This window comes from Pedobacter psychrophilus (genome assembly GCF_001652725.1).
Taxonomy (GTDB): Bacteria; Bacteroidota; Bacteroidia; order Sphingobacteriales; family Sphingobacteriaceae; genus Pseudopedobacter; species Pseudopedobacter psychrophilus.
Window position 1 is genome coordinate 71708 of the sequence record NZ_LWHJ01000027.1, and the last position, 16851, is coordinate 88558.

Annotated in this window: 13 protein-coding genes; 9 read left to right on the forward strand and 4 right to left on the reverse strand. The window is 35.0% G+C overall.

Annotation, left to right across the window (positions count from 1 at the left end; all coding sequences use genetic code 11):
• Positions 1 to 254 precede the first annotated feature (254 nt).
• The 4 genes from A5893_RS08765 to A5893_RS08780 all read right to left on the reverse strand — a co-directional run bounded on the left by A5893_RS08765 (position 255) and on the right by A5893_RS08780 (position 4134).
• Positions 255 to 1352, reverse strand: coding sequence for an ABC transporter permease (locus tag A5893_RS08765; protein WP_068822196.1), 1098 nt, complete (start codon positions 1350 to 1352; stop codon positions 255 to 257).
• 25 nt (positions 1353 to 1377) lie between these two features.
• A complete protein-coding gene (locus A5893_RS08770) occupies positions 1378 to 2142 on the reverse strand; it encodes an ABC transporter ATP-binding protein (RefSeq protein WP_068822197.1) in 765 nt (254 codons plus the stop codon).
• A gap of 541 nt (positions 2143 to 2683) precedes the next feature.
• On the reverse strand, positions 2684 to 3082 hold the full coding sequence (locus tag A5893_RS08775; RefSeq protein ID WP_068822198.1) for a GxxExxY protein: 399 nt from the start codon (positions 3080 to 3082) through the stop codon (positions 2684 to 2686).
• Positions 3083 to 3417: 335 nt separating this feature from the next.
• Positions 3418 to 4134 carry an FKBP-type peptidyl-prolyl cis-trans isomerase gene (locus A5893_RS08780; protein WP_068822199.1) on the reverse strand — a complete coding sequence of 239 codons (717 nt, stop codon included), beginning with the start codon at positions 4132 to 4134 and terminating at the stop codon, positions 3418 to 3420.
• A 107-nt stretch (positions 4135 to 4241) separates the two neighbouring features.
• Here A5893_RS08780 and A5893_RS08785 point away from each other — a divergent pair, with 107 nt between their 5' ends.
• From A5893_RS08785 to A5893_RS08825, 9 genes are all read left to right on the forward strand, one after another.
• Positions 4242 to 5615 carry an exonuclease domain-containing protein gene (locus A5893_RS08785; protein WP_068822200.1) on the forward strand — a complete coding sequence of 458 codons (1374 nt, stop codon included), beginning with the start codon at positions 4242 to 4244 and terminating at the stop codon, positions 5613 to 5615.
• Positions 5616 to 5749: 134 nt separating this feature from the next.
• Entirely contained in the window at positions 5750 to 6058 is a 309-nt protein-coding gene (locus tag A5893_RS08790; RefSeq protein ID WP_068822201.1) for a hypothetical protein, read from the forward strand.
• A 660-nt stretch (positions 6059 to 6718) separates the two neighbouring features.
• Positions 6719 to 8314 carry a type I restriction-modification system subunit M gene (locus tag A5893_RS08795; protein ID WP_068822202.1) on the forward strand — a complete coding sequence of 532 codons (1596 nt, stop codon included), beginning with the start codon at positions 6719 to 6721 and terminating at the stop codon, positions 8312 to 8314.
• Entirely contained in the window at positions 8307 to 8567 is a 261-nt protein-coding gene (locus A5893_RS08800; protein ID WP_068822203.1) for a hypothetical protein, read from the forward strand. Before A5893_RS08795 ends, A5893_RS08800 begins: the two co-directional genes overlap by 8 nt.
• A complete protein-coding gene (locus A5893_RS08805; protein ID WP_068822204.1) occupies positions 8560 to 9015 on the forward strand; it encodes a nucleotidyltransferase substrate binding protein in 456 nt (151 codons plus the stop codon). The genes A5893_RS08800 and A5893_RS08805 overlap by 8 nt, the downstream gene beginning before the upstream one ends.
• Positions 9012 to 10472: a restriction endonuclease subunit S gene (locus tag A5893_RS17460; protein WP_082911383.1), complete on the forward strand. Its 1461-nt coding sequence runs from the start codon at positions 9012 to 9014 to the stop codon at positions 10470 to 10472. The genes A5893_RS08805 and A5893_RS17460 overlap by 4 nt, the downstream gene beginning before the upstream one ends.
• A 3-nt stretch (positions 10473 to 10475) precedes the next feature.
• Positions 10476 to 11456, forward strand: coding sequence for a DUF3644 domain-containing protein (locus tag A5893_RS08815; protein ID WP_068822205.1), 981 nt, complete (start codon positions 10476 to 10478; stop codon positions 11454 to 11456).
• The gene (locus A5893_RS08820) at positions 11453 to 14680 is read left to right on the forward strand and encodes a type I restriction endonuclease subunit R (protein WP_068822206.1); all 3228 of its coding nucleotides are present in this window, start codon (positions 11453 to 11455) and stop codon (positions 14678 to 14680) included. Before A5893_RS08815 ends, A5893_RS08820 begins: the two co-directional genes overlap by 4 nt.
• Before the next feature lie 577 nt (positions 14681 to 15257).
• The gene (locus A5893_RS08825; RefSeq protein WP_068822207.1) at positions 15258 to 16673 is read left to right on the forward strand and encodes an alanine/glycine:cation symporter family protein; all 1416 of its coding nucleotides are present in this window, start codon (positions 15258 to 15260) and stop codon (positions 16671 to 16673) included.
• Positions 16674 to 16851 lie beyond the last annotated feature (178 nt).

Sequence of the window (16851 nt, forward strand, 5' to 3'; positions counted from 1 at the left end):
ATCTTGAATTTCTTCATTTAAAATGGGTGAAAATCCTTTTTGTCCTTAAATCCTGGTCATCAAGATTCAGGATTTTTTTTGTCTGAATCATGATTTTCTTTATTTTAACTTGTTGTTTGTTGTGTTATTTATTGAGATTCAAATTTTTATTGAGATTCTGTTTTGCGTTAACGATAGGAGCGGCAGCTTTTTTTGCAATTGTCAATTAGCAAATGCAAAAAAACTACAGCGGATAGCGTGTTAAAACGCCCAAATTATTCCCATTTAAAAACTTTTACTGCAAGTGCATATATGCCTATTCCCCAAATTAATAGTATTAAAATTTGATGGTGAACATCCCATAGTGTTGCTCCTTCAAAGGCAACTTTTCTTAAGGCGTCGTTTAAATAAGTTAAGGGTAAAGCCCTGCTAATTGGTTGCAACCAGGTTGGGAAAGCGGATATAGAAAAGAATGTGCCTGAAAGTAAAAATTGAGGTAAAGTAATGATGTTTGCAATAGGAGGGACGATACTTTCATTTTTTGCGACTCCAGAAACTGCCAAGCCAAATCCTAAAAACACAATTAACCCTAAAGTGGATAGAATTAACATGTTTACCACAGTTGTGAAGCCATTTATTAACGTAAAGCCGAAAGCAAAATGGCCTACTAAAATGATGAAAATAGCGGTGAATAGCGCAAATACTATCCTGGCTATTGCTTCACCTAAAACAATGCTTGCTTTAGTGACTGGTGTTGCAAAAAACCGTTTGATTACTAATGTTAAACGCAGACTAATGAAAACGAATGCTGTCCCGAAAACGCCTGTACTTAATAATGCAAAGCCTAATTGTCCTGGTAAAATGAAATCTATGGTTTTATATTCCCGGCCAGAAATGGTAGTTTCCCTTAATTCTGCAACTGGCGGCGGTGCATCATTAGCTTTGGTATTTATCGGTAAAATAACATTGCTAAGCACTGATTTTAAGATGCTTCCTTTTTCTTTACTTGCTTCGGTATATTTTACGTTAACAAAATAAGCAGGTAAACCATTTGGGTTTTTCTGGATATTTATAACGGCGTCGATACGTCCTTTTTCCAGATCCTGGTTCATGGTTTTATCATCTTCAACCACAAAATGAACCACTTTAATTTGATTTAAAGTTTTATAAATGGGATTGATGGTGTCACTTTTGTTATCCAAACCAACATCCACTGTAATGCCACCTCCACCAATAAAACCGAAAACAACGATAAATATCAATGGAAATAATAAGGAGAAAACCACTGCAGACGGACTTCTTAAAATGGATTTAAAACTTGCCCTAGCAATGGCTATGGTAGATTTTATATGACTATATTTTTTAATTTTCATTTTGTTTGATATGATAAATTGCCGATTAACTTTCTCTTAAATCTTTGCCTGTAAAATGGATGAATACATCTTCCAAATTGGCTTTCTTCACTTCTTTTTTACGCTCAAAACCTGATGCCACTAAATCATCAATAAACTGGTCTGGAGAATTGATGTCTATGATTTTACCATTATCGATAAATGCAATCCTATCACATAAAACTTCTGCTTCATCCATATAATGTGTGGTTAAAACGATGGTCGTTCCAGTAGACCTAATTTCTAATATTAAATCCCAAAGATTTCTTCTGGCTTGAGGGTCGAGACCAGTTGTAGGTTCGTCTAAAAAGATGATTTTTGGTTTGTTGATTAATGTAGTAGCAATAGAGAACCGCTGTTTTTGTCCGCCGGAAAGCTCTTTGTATTTCGCTTTGGCTTTATCAACTAAAGAAACTTTTGATAGCAAATCAATCGCATTCACGTCTATTCCGTATAGTCCGGAGAAAAGCTTGATGAGTTCTGTTAAATTAAGGTTTGGATAATATCCCGCAGCTTGTAATTGAACACCAATGATGTGTTTAATATCATTTGGCGATTTTTCTAAATCAAATCCACCTATCATCACTTTACCCGAGGTTTTATCCCTCAAGGTTTCCATAATTTCTAAAGTGGTGGTTTTTCCAGCTCCGTTGGGACCTAGCAAGCCGAAAATTTCACCTTCCTTTACCTCAAAACTGATTCCTTTTACAGCTTCAAACTTATCGTAATTCTTGACTAAATTTTCTACCGTTATTATTGGCGATTTTTCCATACGATAAATGTAAACGCTTGGAACTGATTATCGAAAATTTTGTAGATGAAATGTGGTGTTTTTAGGATGAACGGTTTTTTTTGCCACTTTTTGTCTGAATCTTGATTTTCTCGATTTCAGGATTTTCATGATTTTTGACTTACAAACTTTTTTTCTGAATCTTGATTTTCTCGATTTAAGGATTTTCTTGATGTCAAATGGGTTATAAATCTTTTTTATCCTTTAATCCTGTTGATCGAGATTCAAAACTATTTTCTGTCAGAATCTTGATTTTCTCGATTTAAGGATTTTCTTGATTTTGACTTGCAAACTTTTTGTCTGAATCTTGATTTCCGTGATTTCAGGATTTTTTTGATGTCAAATGGTTATAAATCCTTTTTATCCTTTAATCCTGGTAATCGAGATTCAGAATTATTTTTTGTCAGAATTTTGATTTTATCGATTTCAGGATTTTCTGGATTTCTTAGACGATAACATCCTTTTTATCCTTTAATCCTGTTAATCAAGATTCAGACTATTTGCCTGTTAATTAAGATTCAGACTATTTGGCTTTTTTTATAGGATGTTTTTTTGAATGATATACTTTCTTGTATTGCAGACTTACGGCACCAAAATTAATCAGCAAACCAACCTCCATGTCATAAGCAACCAAGTAATTTTTAGCTTGAGCCAAATGAACATCTTCCAGATTTATTAGCGCCTTAATTTCTATTAATACTTTCTCTTCTACAAAGAAATCGACCCTTCTTGTACCTACGTCTACGCCTTCATAATAAATAGTTTGTTCTTGTTCTCGAACAAAAGAAAGTTGAGCCTTTTCTAATTCAATAGACAAACATCTTTGATAAATTAATTCTTGAAAGCCATTGCCCAGTGTATTATGAACTTTCATGGCACAGCCAATAATCTTAAATGTAATTTCCTCTAATGTTAAAATCATATTAAAACTTTTTTGAATTACTAAGTTAACTATCAGAATCTTGATTTAAAGATTTTCTTGAGGTTAAAGGAATTAAAAATCCTTTTTATCCTTTAATCCTGTTCATCAAGATTCAGGATTATATTTTGTCAGAATCTCGATTTTCACGATTTCAGGATTTTCTTAATGCTAAAGGGATTAGAAATCCTTTTTATCCTTTAATCCTGTTCATCAAGATTCAGACAAAAGAAAAATTTAATCAAATAAAAAATTCAAACAAATGAAAATCCCCACATTTCCCCCCACAAAAAAAAGGGCCACTAAAAGCAGCCCTTTTTAAAATAAGATCTTAAAAGTTATTTACCAATCTTCAATAATTCGATATCAAAAATTAAAGTGCTGTAAGGTGGAATGTCTTGACCTGCTCCACGCTCTCCATAACCTAATTCATAAGGAATGTAAAAACGGAATTTAGAACCAATTGGCATTAACTGAACGCCTTCTGTCCATCCTGGTATTACGTTGTTTAATGGTAAAGTTAAAGGCTCGTTTCTATCGTAAGAACTATCAAATTGTTTTCCATCTACTAAAGTTCCTCTGTAATTTACGGTAACCTCATCTGTTGCTGCTGGTTTTGCGCCCGTTCCCATGGTAATTACTTCGTATTGTAAGCCGCTAGGTAAACTGGTTATCTTTGGGTTCTTTTTGTTATTGTTTAAAAAAGTGATTCCCGAATCTTTTGCTGCTGCAAATTTAGACTCGCTGATTTTCTTTAAAAAGCTGCTGATGGTTGGTCCGGCTTGTTCGTCAGTTACTTTTAAAGTTTTGTCGTTAAAAACATCATCCATTGCCTGGCTCAGTAAAGCGTAGTTTAAACTTTTTACCCCATCAGATTTTAAGCCCATAGCTATTTTTAATCCAAAAGAATAACTTGCAGAATCTAATTCCGACATTGGTGCTGGTGCGCTTTCTTCCATAGTTTCTTTAGCTTTTTGTTTTGCTTTTTTGCTTTGTGCGTTTGCAAATAAAGTGCTGGCTGCTAAGCCTAATGTTAAAATTACCTTAAATTTCATACGTTAAAAATAAATCGGGTGAAGATATAAATAAAAACGAAATTCGTTCCTAAAGATTTTTGAATTTAATTGCTAAGAATATTAGCGAAATGTACTAGTTTTGGGCAATGGATAATTTGTATGCAATTGTAGATATCGAGACTACCGGAGGTCATGCCAGTGCCCATGGTATGACAGAGATTGCTATTTTTATCCATAATGGGGAAAATATAATCGAAGAATATCAAACCTTAATCAATCCTTTTCAGGAAATACCCATTTTTATACAAAGCCTAACGGGCATTACAAACGAGATGGTGAGTAAAGCGCCATCATTTGAGGAAGTTGCCCCTCGCATATTCGAACTGCTAGATCAAAAGATATTTGTTGCCCATAACGTCAATTTCGATTATTCTTTTGTAAACCATCACCTTAAAAAAGAAGGCTATACTTTAGGCAATAAAAAATTATGTACGGTAAGGTTGGCCCGAAAAATATTTCCTGGTTTACCCTCATACAGTTTAGGTAAATTGAGCAGGAGTTTAAATGTTCCTATCCAAAACCGACACCGGGCTGCGGGCGATGCATTTGCAACAGCTACCATTTTTAAAATGATGGTGCAAGCAGATGAAAACGGATATATCCAGGAAGCTTTAAAGGCAAAGGCGAAAGAAGAAGCTTTGCCACCATTTATCTCTAGAAGCCAGATAGAAAATATCCCAAGACAACCCGGAGTGTATTATTTTAAGGATAAAAAGGATAAAATTATCTATGTGGGGAAAGCTAAAAACCTATATCGAAGGATTTTAAGCCATTTTTCTAACAATAGTCCGCATAGAAATAAACAAGATTTTTTAAGAGAGATCCGGAAGATTTCTCATCAGGTTTGTGGTACCGAGTTACAGGCCATGATTTTGGAGAACATCGAAATTAAACGCCTGTGGCCAGCAAATAATAGTGCCGCAAAGAAACCAGAAAGGAGGCATTGCCTTTATCTTTATGAAGACCAAAAAGGATTTTTAAGGTTTGGCGTAGGTAAAAAGATCAAGAATTTAAAACCTACTTATTTATTTAATTCCCTGGCCGAATCTCAATCGCTGTTACGCAAATGGTGTGAAGAATACGGACTTTGCCCTAAAATGTGCAACCTGCAAAAGACCACCGAAGATTGCATCGCATTATTGGCAGGTAATTGTATCTGTGCACAAAAGGATAATGTAGCAGATTATAACCAAAAAGTAAATACCTTAATAGGACATTTAATGCAAGGTTTACCTTCGTTTTTAATTATAGATAACGGCAGAAACCGATTAGAAAAAAGCTGTATCCTAATGGAAAAAGGCATTTTCTACGGAATGGGTTACTTACCAGAGCATCAATTACCAGATAATTTAGAAAAAGCTAAATCTCTGTTGCAACCTTATCCATCCTACCAGTTTATAGAAAAGCTGATATTTGATTTTGCATTACAAAATCCGCATCAACAAGTAATACTCAATTAAACTGTACTTTTAAACAGACAAATCTAAATTTATAAATAACCAATCCTTTATAAATTAACCTTAAACGCTACAATTTAATTTTGGCTTAATTTTTATTCTATGCTAAACATAATTAACCCCATAAAACAAAACACATGAAAAAATTAATTTACGTAGCATTATCATTCTTTTTATTAATTGGAAGTGTAAATGTAGCTTCAGCTGACACTAAAAAGGATAATCAGCCATTAACAGAGCAACAACAAACTCAGTTATTAAAATTGACCAATAGAGTAGAAGAAATCAGAAACATGGATAGGTCTAACCTAACCCGTACTCAAAAACAAGAATTAAGAACAGAATTAAGAGATATGAAAAAACAAGCCAATGCAATTAGCAATGGTGGTATTTATCTTTCTGTAACTGCTTTATTAGTAATCATCATTATTTTATTGATACTATAATCTTATTTAATTTATTTAAAGCCGCTTCAGTTAAGTTTGGGGCGGTTTTTTTGTGCTTTATGTTTTTTAGGATGCCAGCCTGTTTTAAGAATAAATTTATGTACAGAAATTATTTGTCAGATTATTCCACAACTATAAGCTAATCTATCTCAATTGAGTTTTATCACAAACTTTCTTTAGGAGTATATTTTCATTATCCTGTTTTTCAAATCCGTTTTTAAAATAAAACAAATTTAGGCTTACGCTTTTTTATAGTTATCCTATGGTTCTCTTATGGTTATCCTATAGTTATCCTATGGTTTAGGTATTTTGTGCTGTAGTTAACTATTGAGTCAATAAAATTAATTTATAGGTAATAATGAAAAGAATTTTAAGGGCAACAGCCGGGCTGTTCATTACTCCGCTATCGCTGCGGCCCTGCGGGCAAATTTTTTCAAAATTTTAATTACCATCCCTGTTGCAAAACCTATAGGATGAATTTAATCTAGTATTTTTCACCTAAAGCAATATTTTTTTGGTTTAGATTATAGATTAAGCTAATTTGTTAGCCTAAATAAACCTATGCGTGGAATAATGATGACTAATTACTTTTCTAAAGTATATCATGAGGAAATTATCTTTTCTTTTTTTAAATCAAATGATATCACATTCTAATTTATAATGGCCAAACAAAAAGTTGAAACAGAAGAACCACTAGAGAAAAAACTCTGGAAAGCAGCCGACAAGCTCCGTAAAAATATGGATGCTGCCGAGTACAAACATGTTGCTTTGGGTTTGATATTCCTGAAATATATATCAGACGCTTTTGAAGAACAATACCAAAAATTAGTTGCTCAAAAAAGCGAAGGTGCAGACCCCGAAGACAAAAACGAATACTTGGCAGACAAAATATTTTTCGTTCCTGTTATGGCTCGCTGGACTTACATACAAGGCAGAGCAACACAACCGACCATTGGGAAAGACATTGACGATGCAATGGACGCTATTGAAAAAGACAACCCTTCTTTGCGTGGTGTTTTACCAAAAGTATTTGCACAAGAAAAACTTGACAAAGCCAGTTTAGGCGGACTGGTAAACCTTGTTGGCTCTGCAACTTTGGGAACAAAAGAAGCACAAAGCAAAGATTTACTTGGTCAAGTATTTGAATTTTTCTTGGGCGAATTTGCATTGGCAGAAGGAAAAAAAGGCGGACAGTTTTACACACCGCAAAGCGTTGTGAAATTGTTGGTTGAAATGCTTGAACCTTATGAAGGACGAGTTTTTGACCCTTGTTGTGGTAGTGGAGGAATGTTTGTGCAAAGCGAAAAATTCATCAAATCTCATCAAGACAATTACAAGAAAAAAGGGAAAGTTGGGTTAGCATTAAATCCTGCCGACCGCATTTCCATTTATGGACAAGAGAGCAACCAAACGACTTGGCGTTTGGCAAAAATGAATTTATCCATTCGTGGCATTGATAGCAGTAATGTAAAATGGAACAATGAAGGTTCCTTTTTGAACGATGCACACAAAGATTTAAAAGCCGATTATATTATTGCCAACCCACCGTTTAATGATAGCGACTGGAGTGGTGAACTATTACGTGATGATGCAAGATGGAAAGTGTTGGGCGAAAAATTAACACCTCCAACTGGAAACGCAAACTATGCTTGGATACAACATTTCTTGTATCATTTAGCACCAACAGGGCAAGCAGGGTTTGTTTTATCTAAAGGTGCATTAACAACCCACACAACTGGCGAAGGTGACATAAGAAAAGCCTTGGTTGAAAAAGGATTGGTGGATTGTATTGTAAACCTGCCGACCAAATTATTTCTAAATACACAAATACCAGCTTGTTTATGGTTTTTATCGCGGAACAAAATCAATGGTGGTTTTAGAAAACGTGAAAACGAAATCTTGTTTATTGATGCCAGAAATATGGGCTTTTTAATAAACCGCAAAAACCGTGATTTAAGCGAAGGTGATATAAATTTAATAACAAGCACTTACCACAACTGGCGTAACCCAGATGGAGATTATGAAGATGTAGCTGGTTTTTGCAAAGTGGCAACTATTGAAGAAGTGGCAAAACTAAATTATGTGCTAACTCCGGGTAGATATGTTGGACTGGCAGATGAAGACGATTATTTTGATTTTGTTGAACGCTTTACTTCATTGAAAACAGAACTGGAAAAACAAATTGCCGAAGAGGCAGATTTGAATAAGAAGATTACTGAAAATTTATCAAAAATAAAACTACCTGTAAATGGCTGAGATAATTAGAAACAGAACTATAAGACCATCAACTAGGCAAGAAACATCAGTGAATTATAGAGTTCACCTTGATGGGATTTCTTCATTTGACACTTTGATTGTCAATATTAAACACGAAAGCAAACCATTTGCAAAATCCTTTACGTTTAAAGGAACCGAAGTTTTGAAAAAGAAAAGCCTTGGATTCAGGGTTTTCGATGATGGTAAACAAATAATTATTAATTGGACAAGCACACAACCAACCAATGGCTAACGAAGATATACGCTGGATACAGCGGTTTAATAATTACCGAAAAGCCTTAGCAAGACTTGGCGAAGCTGTGGCTTTGGCAGAAGAAAGAGACTTATCAGACTTGGAACAACAAGGCTTGATACAAGGTTTTGAATTTACTTTTGATTTGGCATGGAAAACCTTGCAAGATTATTTGCGACACCACAACCGCCCCAATGACAATGGTGGTCCAAATGTAATTATTACACAGGCTCTAGAAGATGGCATTATTAAAGGTGAAGAAGCGTGGAAAGCAATGAAGAAATCCCGTGATTTAACTTCACACAGTTACGATGGTGAAACAGCAGACGACATTGCCGAAAATATTTTAGATACTTACCACGATTTGTTCATTCAGTTAGAAACTCGTTTACAATTAGAAAAAATAAACGAAGAGAAAAACCTTTTTAACCCAAACGACACCGAATGAAATTTGGATTGGAGCAACATATTATTGATAAACTTATAGCCGTTTTTGAGCAACACTCAAAAGTGGATAAAGCCCTTGTTTTTGGTAGCAGAGCCAAAGGCAATTACCGACCTGATAGCGATATTGATATTGCCATAAAAGGTCAAGAACTAACCACCGATGATATTATTGCGATGAGTGTGGCATTTGAAGAAAATGGCATTACCCATAAAATTGATTTGATAAACTACCACAGCATAAAAGAACCTGATTTAAAAGACCATATTGACCGTGTGGGGATTGAGTTGTATAGTAAGTGGAAGGAATGTAAATTGGGTGATGTAACAAAACTTATTACCAAAGGGACAACACCATCCTCATTAGGAGGAAAATTCATTAATAAGGGAATCAATTATATAAAGTCTGAAGCCGTAAGCTATGATGGTAAAATTGATAAATCAACTTTTGTTTTTATTGATGAGGCAGTGCATCAAAAATTAAAACGTTCTCAATTAGCAAAAGACGACATTCTGTATTCAATGGCAGGGATTTATCTTGGCAAGAATGGTTTGGTTACAGAAGATATGCTTCCTGCAAATACAAATCAGGCATTAGCAATTATTCGATTAAATCAAGAAAAAGCTAAACCTAAATTTATTCATTACTATTTAAGACAAAAAAGTGTTATTGATTTTGTAAATAATATGTCTGGGCAATCGGCACAGCCTAACATCAATTTTGAAGAAATCAAATCGATTGATATTCTCTTACCACCCTTACAAGAACAAACCGCAATTGCCACCATCCTTAGCAGTTTAGATGATAAAATAGACCTGCTACACCGCCAAAACAAAACATTAGAGCAATTGGCTGAAACGCTTTTTAGGCAGTGGTTTGTGGAAGAAGCGGAGGAGAGTTGGGAAGAGAAAAGTTTACCCGAAATTACAGATTATTTGAATGGTTTAGCTTTGCAAAAATTTCCTGCTAAAATTGATTATCTACCCGTAATCAAAATTAGAGAAATGAAACAAGGCATTTCTGAAAATTCAGATAAATGCAGCAGAGATATTCCATTGCAATATATTGTTCAAGATGGTGATGTTTTGTTTTCTTGGAGTGGAAGCTTAGAAGTTGTGTTTTGGACAGGTGGAGAAGGTGCATTAAATCAGCATTTATTTAAAGTTTCGTCAAAAAAATATCCAAAATGGTTTTATTATTTGGCAACTAAGCATCATTTGCCCGAATTTAAAGTTATTGCAGAATCTAAGTCAACAACTATGGGACATATTCAAAGAGTGCATTTGCAACAAGCAATGATTTCAATTCCTCCAAAAGAATTATTTGACCAATACAATGAAAGAATTACCCCGATGATTGATAAATTGATTGATAATCATAAACAAATCCGCACCTTAACCCAAATAAGAAATACTTTGTTGCCAAAGTTGATGAATGGTGAGGTAAGGGTAGATTTATAAATTATGTCAAAAAGGCAACGAAAATTGTATTCAATCAAAGAAGAACTCTTGACCAAATCAAGGGAAGCAATGCTTTGTGCCGTCCAAATTTTTAATAATCCCAATATTGCCTTTAAATCCGAAAGTTTTATCGTTTTAGCAAATATTTCTTGGACATACTTTTTACACGCTTATTATAAGGATAAGAGAATTGATTATAGATATTATAAGCAAGGTCCAAAAATCAAGAAGTATGATAAAACTTCGAGAGGTGCTTTTAAATTTTGGGAATTAGAAAGGTGTTTAAACGATGATAATTGTCCAATTGAAAGTGTTCCTAAAGCTAATCTTAAATTTCTAATTGGGCTTAGACACGAAATAGAACATCAAATGACAACAAGAATTGATGATTATCTCAGCGCAAGATTTCAGGCCTGTTGCCTCAATTACAATCACTATGTAAAAAGTTTGTTTGGCGTAAACTATGGTATTGATAAATATTTATCGTTTTCTTTACAATTTTCTTCAATATCGGAGGAACACGGAAAACAACTAAATGAGTTTACAGATTTGCCTAAAAGTATTGCCTCTTACATTAATGATTTTGATGATAGTGTCTCCGATGCTGATTACAACAATCCACAATACTCATATCGTGTTTTGTATGTCCCAAAAACAGCCAATACCAAAGGGCAAGCAGATAAAGTAATAGAGTTTATAAAAGCAGATTCACCCGAAGCTGCTGGTTTAAATAAAGAATATAGAATTATTAGAGATAGAGAAAAACCAAAACATCTGCCAGCAGAAATCATTAAAATAATGAAAGGTAAGGGGTACAAAAAATTTGGGATGTACCAACATACTCAACTTTGGAAAGCTCTTGATGCAAAAAATGAGGGCAAGAGTTTTGGAGTATTAGTAGCAAATTTCTGGTACTGGTATGATAGCTGGTTAAAAGAAGTTGAAAAATATTGTGTTGAAAATAAAGACGAGCTTTGTAAATGAAACCAATCACAGAAGATAAAATAGAAACCTTTGCATTAGAAGTGCTTCAATCTATGGGTTGGGAGTATGTTCACGGCTTGTCTATTGCTCCGGGTGCAGAAGCAACGGAAAGAGAAAGTTTTGAGCAAATTGTTTTAGTTGACCGTTTACGTAAATCGGTTTCAGTTTTAAATCCGAACATTCCACAAGATGCACAAGAACAAGCTATTCAAAAAGTTTTGCGGATTTATTCGCCTGAATTATTGCACAACAACGAAACTTTTCATCAACTATTAGTAGAAAAAGTAAAAATACCTTATCAACAAGATGGCTTTGAACGTAGCTATGAAGTGGCATTGGTAGATTTCGAAAATCCGTTTAACAATACATTTTTAGTTGTCAATCAATATATTATTGTTGAGAAAAATCAGAACAAACGCCCAGATGTTTTACTTTTTGTAAACGGTTTGCCATTAGTAGTTATTGAATTAAAAAATGCGGCAGACGAAAACGCCACAATGCGAAAAGCGTTTGACCAATTGCAAACTTACAAATCAACTATTCCAAGTTTGTTTACATATAATGCCATTTGCGTAATATCAGACGGAATGGAATGTAAAGCAGGAAGTGTTTCGGCAGGGTTCAGTCGTTTTATGACTTGGAAAACAGCAGACGGAAAAAAAGAAGCATCACGATTTATTCCACAATTAGAAATATTGCTTAAAGGAATGTTGAACCCTTCTACCCTTTTAGATTTGGTTCGTAATTTCATAGTATTTGAAAAGAGTAAGAAGGAAGATGCAAAAACAGGAATTACACAAATAGAAACCGTAAAAAAATTAGCAGCTTATCATCAATATTACGCTGTAAACAAAGCGGTGCAATCTTCTATAATTGCATCAGGAGCAAACGGAGACAAAAAAGGTGGTGTGGTTTGGCATACACAAGGTTCGGGTAAAAGTTTAAGTATGGTTTTTTATTCTGGCAAACTGATTACAGCGCCCGAAATGCAAAACCCAACCATTTTAGTAATTACAGACCGTAATGATTTGGACGACCAATTATTTGACACGTTTGCAAACTCAAAACAATTACTAAGACAAGAACCTGTTCAAGCCAAAGACAGAGCGCATTTAAAAGAATTACTAAAAGTGGCAAGCGGTGGAATTGTGTTTGCCACCATTCAAAAGTTCCTGCCCGAAGACCAAAAATCTGTTTACGAGCAACTTTCGGAACGAAAAAACATTGTAGTAATAGCGGACGAAGCCCACAGAACACAATATGGTTTTGAAGCATCCATCAAAGAAGTAAAAGACAAAGAAACAAAAGAAAAAATTGGAGAACGTATTGCGTATGGCTTTGCCAAATATATGCGGGATGCTTTGCCAAACGCCACATACATAGGCTTTACAGGCACACCGATTGAAGGCACAGATGTAAATACTCCGCAAGTTTTCGGACAGTATGTAGACGTTTATGATATTTTACAAGCCGTAAACGATGGTGCAACGGTTCGTATATATTACGAAAGTCGTTTGGCAAAAGTGAATTTAGATGAAGAGGGTAAACGCCTTATTGAAGAATTTGACAAAGAACTTGAAGAAGACGAAGAAATAACCGACCAACAAAAAGCCAAAGCCAAATACACAAAATTGGAGGCAATTGTAGGTAATGAAGAACGGATAAAGAATTTAGCCAAAGACATTGTAACCCATTCTGAAGAACGCCAAAAAGTATTTGATGGCAAAGGAATGATTGTAGCAATGAGCCGAAGAATTGCAGCCGATTTATATAAAGAAATTATTGCATTAAGATCCGAATGGCACAATGAAGATTTAAGTAAAGGAGCGATTAAAGTTGTTATGACTTCAACGAGTGCTGACGGTCCAGAGATGCAACGCCACAACACAACAAAACAACAGCGTAAAAATTTAGCAGAACGGATGAAAGACCCTGCCGACCCTTTGCGTTTGGTTATTGTTCGTGATATGTGGTTAACTGGTTTTGATGCTCCTTGTTTACATACTCTCTACATTGACAAACCAATGAGAGGACACAACCTTATGCAAGCAATAGCAAGGGTAAACCGTGTTTTCAAAGATAAACCAGGCGGTTTGATAGTTGACTATTTAGGAATAGCAACAGACTTAAAAAAAGCATTGTCTTTTTATTCAGATGCAGGAGGAAAAGGCGAACCAACTTTGGATTTAGAAAAAGCAATTGCCTTGATGAATGAAAAGTTTGAAGTAGTTCAGCAGTTTTTTAATGAAGAAGCAAGAACACAAAATGATATAGTTGCCGAAGAACCTGAAGCGTATTATGCGAATAGTTTCAAATTTAATTATAGACGTTTTTTCAATGTAGAAGCAAAAGAAAAAATGTCAATCATTCTGCAATCAGAAGAACATATTTTAGGTTTAGAAGATGGTAAAACTCGTTTCATTAGAGAAGTAACATTGTTAAGCCAAGCCTTTGCGTTATCAATTCCACACGAAAGAGCAATGGAAATCAAAGACGACATTGCATTTTTTCAGGCAGTAAAAGCAAGACTTGTAAAATTTGAAGGAACAGGAACAGGCAAATCTGATATTGAAATAGAAACCGCAATCAAACAAATAGTTGACAAAGCATTAAGTAGCGACAAAGTGATGGATATTTTTGAAGCAGCTGGTATGGAAAAACCAGACATTTCAATTTTATCTGATGAATTTCTTTTAGAAGTAAAAGGAATGAAGCATCAAAATTTAGCTTTAGAACTTTTGAAGAAATTATTGAATGATGAAATAAAAACACGTTCTAAAACTAATTTAGTAAAGAGCAAAAAACTTTTAGAAATGTTGGAAGGTGCAATAAAACGCTACCAAAATAACTTACTTACAACAGCCGAAATTATTCAAGAACTCATCAACATTGCAAGAGAAATTAAAGAAACCGATAAAGAAGGTGAGCGACTTGGATTGACAAAAGACGAAGTTGCATTTTACAATGCTTTAGAAGTAAACGATAGTGCAGTAATGGTTTTGGGTGACGACCAACTCAAAGAAATTGCAAGAGAAATTACAGACAAAGTAAGAGCAAACGCAACTATAGACTGGACAATCAGAGAAAGTGCAAGAGCAAGACTAATGGTAATTGTTAAGCGAACCTTGACAAAATGGGGTTATCCGCCAGACAAACAAGCAAAAGCAATTGAGACAGTTTTAAAACAAGCAGAATTAATGGCAGACTTCTTTACAACAGAATAAGCCAACCTAGCTGTTCCAAATGTTAGGGATAGCGCATCTTGAATTTACAAATAGCAAGGATTGCAATCCGCTTAGAAATGTTTTCATTATTAAAACAGATTGCTTTCCCGAGAAATCGTGACAGGTTTTTACTCGCAATTATTTTCAAAAGGCTAACCACCCCCAACCCCCGCCAGCTGGGGACACTTATATTATGGAAAGGATTTGACAGAACTTAATGCCTTTTAAAAAATCAAGATTTTATTATTACGGTTGCAAGATATCCCCCTTTGGAGGGGGCAGGGGGAGGTAAACTCTAAGTTTATGTTTAAATAAAAATATTTCTAATTTGGCTAACCACTCCCAACCCCCACTAGCCGAGGACACTTATATCATGGGAAGTTATTAGATTTCAAGGTATCCCCATTTTTAATTCTTGACCATAAAATCGCTTATTAAAAGAAATCTTAACTTTTTAATCTGCAATTCACCATAAAAGTTGAAATTTTAACTCAATCGCTTTAAAAAAAATGAGGTTTATGAATTAAATGAGTAAATAAATTCTTTATTTAGGAGAAATAATATAAAATCAAACTGAATGGACAAAATCATCAATGGTATCAACGACTTAATTTGGAGTAATGCCTTAATCATCTTATGCATGGGTGTAGGAATTTACTTTTCTATAGTCACTCGTTTTTTGCAGGTGAGGTATCTCAAAGAAATGGTGAAGTTACTTTTTGATGGAAAAAGTTCTGCAAAGGGAGTGAGTTCTTTTCAAGCTTTTGCCATTGCAATTTCTGGACGTATTGGAACGGGAAACATTGCTGGAGTAGCTACTGCTATTGCAATGGGAGGGCCGGGTGCGGTATTCTGGATGTGGGTGATTGCCTTTTTAGGAAGTGCATCAGCATTTATAGAGGCAACATTAGGTCAGGTTTATAAACAAGTAAATAATGGGCAATATCGAGGAGGCCCATCTTTCTATATAGAAAAAGGTTTGGGAATTAAATGGTATGCCATTGTATTTGCCATTGCTACAGTAATTAGTACTGCCATTTTATTACCGGGAGTGCAAAGTAATAGTATCGCTTTAAGTGTAAAAAATGCTTTTGATATCCCAGTGGCTTATACAGGTGCTGGAGTGGCTATTTTATTAGGACTCATCATATTTGGTGGGGTTAAAAGGATTGGTAAAGTGGCAGAAATTGTGGTACCATTTATGGCTGGGGGTTATATTTTAATGTCGTTGGTGATTATAGGGATTAATTTTACTCAGATTCCTTCGGTATTTTCGCTCATTATCAGATCGGCTTTTGATTTAGAACCTGCATTTGCCGGCATATTTGGAATGGCTGTGGCTTGGGGAGTGAAGAGAGGGATTTATTCTAATGAGGCAGGACAAGGAACTGCTCCGCATGCTGCCGCCGCCGCAGAGGTAAGTCATCCTGCCAAGCAAGGTTTGGTACAGGCATTTTCAGTTTATGTGGATACCTTATTTGTTTGTACCGCTACCGCTTTAATGATTTTATTTACCGGAAAATATAATGTACTTAACTCATCAGGAGGTTTTATTGTAGAAAATATACCTGGGGCAAAAATTGGAGCAGAATATACCCAGTTAGCCATTGCATCACATTTCCCTTCTTTAGGGGCGGGTTTCATTGCTATTTCTTTATTGTTTTTTGCCTTTACTACCATTATGGCTTACTACTATATTGCAGAAACAAATTTGAGTTACCTGGACAAATCAGGAAATAAAATATGGGTCTATTTATTGAGGATATTGATTTTGGTTGCTACTTTTTACGGAACCATTAAAACTGCTGAAGCAGCCTGGACTTTAGGAGATATTGGTGTAGGCATTATGGCTTGGTTAAACGTTGTTGCTATTGTGCTGCTCAGAAAGCCAGCCCTAAAAGTTCTCAAGGATTATGAACGACAAAGGAAATTAGGTAAGGATCCTGTTTTTGTAGCTAAAGATGCCGGAATTGAAAATACTGAAGAGTGGTAGCTATTAGGGGAAGAAGATAAAGTCTTTTGAATCTGCTAAGTAGAACAAAATTAAGAGGTTTAGATCAGTGCGGACACAGTACGAGGAAGAAAAAGATTTAGTGGTTTCTGTCTGTGAGGACACAGACCGAGGAAGAAAGGTATCCCCCTATTGAGGGGACAGTAAATACTAAGTTATA

Excerpts from the sequence above, each read along its gene's own strand:
- A5893_RS08765 (WP_068822196.1), bottom strand. The coding sequence starts at position 1,352 with ATGAAAATTAAAAAATATAGTCATATAAAATCTACCATAGCCATTGCT.
- A5893_RS08770 (WP_068822197.1), bottom strand. The coding sequence starts at position 2,142 with ATGGAAAAATCGCCAATAATAACGGTAGAAAATTTAGTCAAGAATTAC.
- A5893_RS08775 (WP_068822198.1), bottom strand. The coding sequence starts at position 3,082 with ATGATTTTAACATTAGAGGAAATTACATTTAAGATTATTGGCTGTGCC.
- A5893_RS08780 (WP_068822199.1), bottom strand. The coding sequence starts at position 4,134 with ATGAAATTTAAGGTAATTTTAACATTAGGCTTAGCAGCCAGCACTTTA.
- A5893_RS08785 (WP_068822200.1), top strand. The coding sequence starts at position 4,242 with ATGGATAATTTGTATGCAATTGTAGATATCGAGACTACCGGAGGTCAT.
- A5893_RS08790 (WP_068822201.1), top strand. The coding sequence starts at position 5,750 with ATGAAAAAATTAATTTACGTAGCATTATCATTCTTTTTATTAATTGGA.
- A5893_RS08795 (WP_068822202.1), top strand. The coding sequence starts at position 6,719 with ATGGCCAAACAAAAAGTTGAAACAGAAGAACCACTAGAGAAAAAACTC.
- A5893_RS08800 (WP_068822203.1), top strand. The coding sequence starts at position 8,307 with ATGGCTGAGATAATTAGAAACAGAACTATAAGACCATCAACTAGGCAA.
- A5893_RS08805 (WP_068822204.1), top strand. The coding sequence starts at position 8,560 with ATGGCTAACGAAGATATACGCTGGATACAGCGGTTTAATAATTACCGA.
- A5893_RS17460 (WP_082911383.1), top strand. The coding sequence starts at position 9,012 with ATGAAATTTGGATTGGAGCAACATATTATTGATAAACTTATAGCCGTT.
- A5893_RS08815 (WP_068822205.1), top strand. The coding sequence starts at position 10,476 with ATGTCAAAAAGGCAACGAAAATTGTATTCAATCAAAGAAGAACTCTTG.
- A5893_RS08820 (WP_068822206.1), top strand. The coding sequence starts at position 11,453 with ATGAAACCAATCACAGAAGATAAAATAGAAACCTTTGCATTAGAAGTG.
- A5893_RS08825 (WP_068822207.1), top strand. The coding sequence starts at position 15,258 with ATGGACAAAATCATCAATGGTATCAACGACTTAATTTGGAGTAATGCC.